A 3,890-nucleotide genomic window follows, 5' to 3' on the forward strand; every position below is an offset into this window, starting at 1 on the left:
TACGCCGCCGCGCTGCCGTTCATCGAGAACGACTACGCGCGCGCGCTCGCCGCGGCGAAGGCGAAGGACCTGCCGATCTTCGTCGACATCTGGGTTCCTTGGTGACACACCTGCCGCTTCATGCGCGCCAACGTCTTCACCGACAAGGCGCTCACGAAGCACGCCGGACGGTTCGTCTGGCTCGCGATCGACGCCGAGGAAACCGAGAAGAACGCGGAGTTCGCCGGGAAGTACCAATGGGAAGGGGTGCCGACGTTCCTCGTCGTGGACCCCAAGACCGAGAAGGCGATCTACAAGTGGGCCGGCACGGCCGACGTCGCGCAGATCCAGCTGCGCTTCGACGAGGCCTCCGACGCGTTCCGCGCCGCGCGCTCCGGCGGCGGGGACGCCCTCGCCAAGGCCAACGCGCTGAACGGCGAGGCCAAGTACAAGGAAGCCGCGGCCGCGTTCGAGGAAGCGCTCAAGGGGCAGATGCCGGACACGGCGCGGGCCCGCGTCGTCGAGGCGCTCGTCGGCGCGCTCTCCTCCGCCGGCGAGAACGAGGCGTGCGCGACGCGCGCGCTGGCCGAAGCGCCGAAGATGCCGCGCGGGCCATCGTTCGCCAACACGGCGGCCGGCGGTCTCGACTGCGCGCTCGGCGCGCCGAAGGACGCGAAGTGGCGCGAGGCCGCCGTCAAGGGGCTCGAGCCGCTTTGCCTCGAGGCGGTCAAGCTGCCGGGGCTTCTGGGCGACGACCGCTCCGGGATCTACGGCACGCTCTACTCGGCGCGGGACGACGCCGGCGACGCGGCCGGCGCCAAGAAGCTCGCCGAGGAGTGGTTCGGCTTCGTGCAGAAGGCGGCGGCCGAGGCGACGAACGCCGAAGCCCGCACCGCCTACGACTCCGCGCTCGTCAACGCGGCGCGCGCGCTCGGGGACGTCTCCCGCGCGCTCCCCGCGCTGCAGGCCAACGAGCGCGACCTCCCCGCCGACTACAACCCGCCGGCGCGGATCGCCGCGGTCCTGCGCGACCTCGGCCGCTACGACGAGGCGCTCGCCGCCGCCGACCGCGCGCTCGGGAAGGCCTACGGCCCGCGCAAGGTCGGGATCTACGAAACGAAGGCCGGCATCCAGGAGAAGAAGGGCGACAAGGCCGGGGCCCGCAAGACGCTGGAGGAGGCGCTGGCCTTCGCCAAGCAGGTCGGCGGCAAGAACCAAGCCCGGCTTGTCGAGCGGATCCAGAAGCGTCTCAACCACTGAACCGCCGGGAGGCGGGCGCGTTTCGACGATTCGTCGCCGCGTCCGAAATTTCACCGCGCCCGCCTCCCGGCGGGACTCTTCGCAAATTTTCGTCGATGAACCCGTAGGGGAGGCTGGCGCGCCCCGATCGTCGTGTCCGCGCTCAACATTCCTCCGCGCCTGCCTCCCGAGGTGCAATACGCGGAACGTTGCCTTTGAGGCGTTCAAAGGCAACCGCGCGCGGCGGCCGGCGTCAGGGACAGGATGTGCCGAGGAGTTGCTGGTAGCTGCACGAGCCGCCCGCGGCGGCGGCGGGGCGCTCCACGCCGCTCGACGCGCGGCCGTACGAACCTTCGAACTGGCCGTCGTTGCCGACGATCACGAAGTAGGAGGACGCGGCGCTCGGCGTGAAGCTCGTCGTGCCCGACGTCCCCACGCCGCAGGCCCGCTGCGTCCACTTGACGCCCGTCGAGCGGAGCGTCGTCAGGTCCCCCGCGTAGATCGTGCTCCCGCTCGAGCCGCACGCGGCGCCGTAGGTCACGGTCACCGCGCCCGACGTTCCGCGCGCCGCCTTCATCGTCCCCTGCGCGCTCGCCTCGCCGGCGCCGGTCGCGGGATAGATGCACACCCCGACCTGCGCCGCGACCTTCGGCGAGACCAGCGAGACGCTGCGCGGGTGGAAGACGTTCGACGTCGAGCAGCCGGAGAGCAGATGGCAGTAGCTCATCAGCGTCCCCTTGACGTTCGTCACCCCGTTGATCGTCTGCGCCGCGGGACAGCTCGTCGCCCCGCTGTAGCAGCCGCTCTCGCCGGAGTAGCACTGGTCGATCGGCGGGCTGTAGCAGTGGGTGTGCGGCGAGCCGAAGTTGTGGCCCAGCTCGTGTGCCGCGACCATCACGTCGTCGGCCGCCGTGGCCCCGGAGAACGTGAACGTCTGGTCGAAGGCGTAGCCGTACGACGTGTTGCAGAGGGCGTCCACCCAGGCGATCCCGGAGGAGCTTCTGTCGCTCGACTGCTTGCCGGAGAAGAGGATCGCCAGCGCCCGCTTCACCGACGCGTAGTTGTTCGTCCAGTACGTGCCGAACTCCTGCAGCTCGGCCGAGCTCGCGTTGCCGCCGGTCCCCTGCGTGTACGGGTCCGCCTGCGTCGAAGGCCGGAGGTAGGTCGTCCCCTGCAGCATCCGCACGGAGAGGTCGCGCTCGTAGATCGCGGTGATCCCGGCGAAGAGCTGCGCGAGGTAGTTCGTCGCCTGCGTCTGGTCGTTGTTGAACTTCTTCAGCATCCACTCGTTGTCGGTGTCCACGGCGATCGTCGCCCTCTCGAGCGTCGTCGCCGCGGCGGCGGCGGCGTCGGTCTGCGCGGCGGGGAGCTGCAGCGAGGAGGACGCCGCGGAGGCGAAGAGGGAGGCGGGCGCGGCGGGAAGGTCCTCCGCGCCGCACTCCCAGTGCGGCTCGGCGCCGAGCGCCCGGTTCCGCGCCTTGAGGTCCGCGACCAGCAGGCGGCGCGGGTCGGCGCCTTCGGGGCCGAACTCGAACGTGCCGCGCGGGGTGAGGGCGAAGCCGCTGATCGTGCGCGCGTCCGGATCGATCGCCGCGACGACGCGCGAATCCCGCTCGTCGTCGGGGCCGCCGACGAAGAAGACGAGCCGCGAACGCGGGATTTCCCGCGGTCCGGCCGCCTCGACGCGGAAGACCTTCGCGCCCGGGGCGTAGATCTCGCGGCGCTCCAGCGTCACCGCGGCGCGCCGGCCCGGCTCGAGGGGGAACTCGGCGAGCCGCAGCGGGGCGTCCGGCTTGGCGGCGAGGAGATCGGGCGCGAGGCGGTCGTCGATCCCGACGACCTCCGCCGTGTCCGCGGAGCCGTCGGCGCCGGCGACCCGTTGGCCCCAGAGGACGACGCGGCGCGGCTCGCCCGCGACGGCGTGCGCCGCGGCGAGCAGGAGAAGAACCGATCCGACGAGAACGGCGGTGATGGCCTGTCGCAACCGTGCGGCTCCTGTTCCCTCCCTGCCCGTCGATCAATGTAGGTTCCCGCCTTCGCGCGCCGCCATCGACCCTCTCGCGACTCGGCGCCGCCCTCGTTCACGCGAATCTTCGCGACGCCGTAGGGGAGGCTGGCGCGTCCCGACGAACGTTGCCGCGCTCAAGATTCCTCCGCGCCTGCCTCCCGAGATGCAATACGCGGAACGTTGCCGTTCGTCGTGAAAGGCAGGATTGCGCGGAAATCGAGTCGGGCGGCAGGCGCGTTGGAGGCGTCGTTGTTCCGACGCTGTGATCGGCGCGCGGTAGGGGAGGCTGGCGCGCCCCGATTGTCGTGTCCGCGCTCAGGATTCCACCGCGCCTGCCTCCCGAGGTGCAATACGCGGAACGTTGCCTTTCGTCGTGAAAGGCAGGATTGCGCGCAAATCGAGTCGGGCGGCAGGCGCGGTGGAGAAGCCGTTGTTCCGACGACGTGATCGGCGCGCCAGCCGCCCCTACACGCGCCCCGATTGTCGTGTCCGCGCTCAGGATTCCTCCGCGCCTGCCTCCCGACGTGCAATACACGGACCGTTGCCTTTGAGGCGTTGAACGGCAACCGGGTGCTGTGTTCACGTCGGGCGGCAGGCGCGGTGGAGGCGCCGTTGCTCCGACGACGTGATCGGCGCGCCAGCCGCCCCTACAGAAACGCGGACC

At 71.0% G+C, this 3,890-nt stretch carries 2 protein-coding genes; one reads left to right on the forward strand and one right to left on the reverse strand.

Going from position 1 to position 3,890, the window contains the following annotated elements; genetic code table 11:
- Window positions 1–120: 120 nt before the first annotated feature.
- Window positions 121–1,239 (forward strand): hypothetical protein, encoded by a 1,119-nt coding sequence (locus LLG88_00390; protein MCE5245371.1) that lies wholly within the window; start codon window positions 121–123, stop codon window positions 1,237–1,239.
- Window positions 1,240–1,471: 232 nt separating this feature from the next.
- Here the strand turns inward: LLG88_00390 and LLG88_00395 are convergent, their stop codons facing one another.
- Window positions 1,472–3,202, reverse strand: a complete 1,731-nt coding sequence (locus LLG88_00395; protein MCE5245372.1) for a zinc-dependent metalloprotease — start codon at window positions 3,200–3,202, stop codon at window positions 1,472–1,474.
- Window positions 3,203–3,890 lie beyond the last annotated feature (688 nt).

The organism is bacterium, from assembly GCA_021372775.1.
GTDB lineage: Bacteria > Acidobacteriota > Polarisedimenticolia > J045 > J045 > JAJFTU01.

Bases quoted from the DNA above. Each gene is read 5' to 3' on its own strand.
- LLG88_00390 (MCE5245371.1), top strand. From the start codon at position 121: ATGCGCGCCAACGTCTTCACCGACAAGGCGCTCACGAAGCACGCCGGA.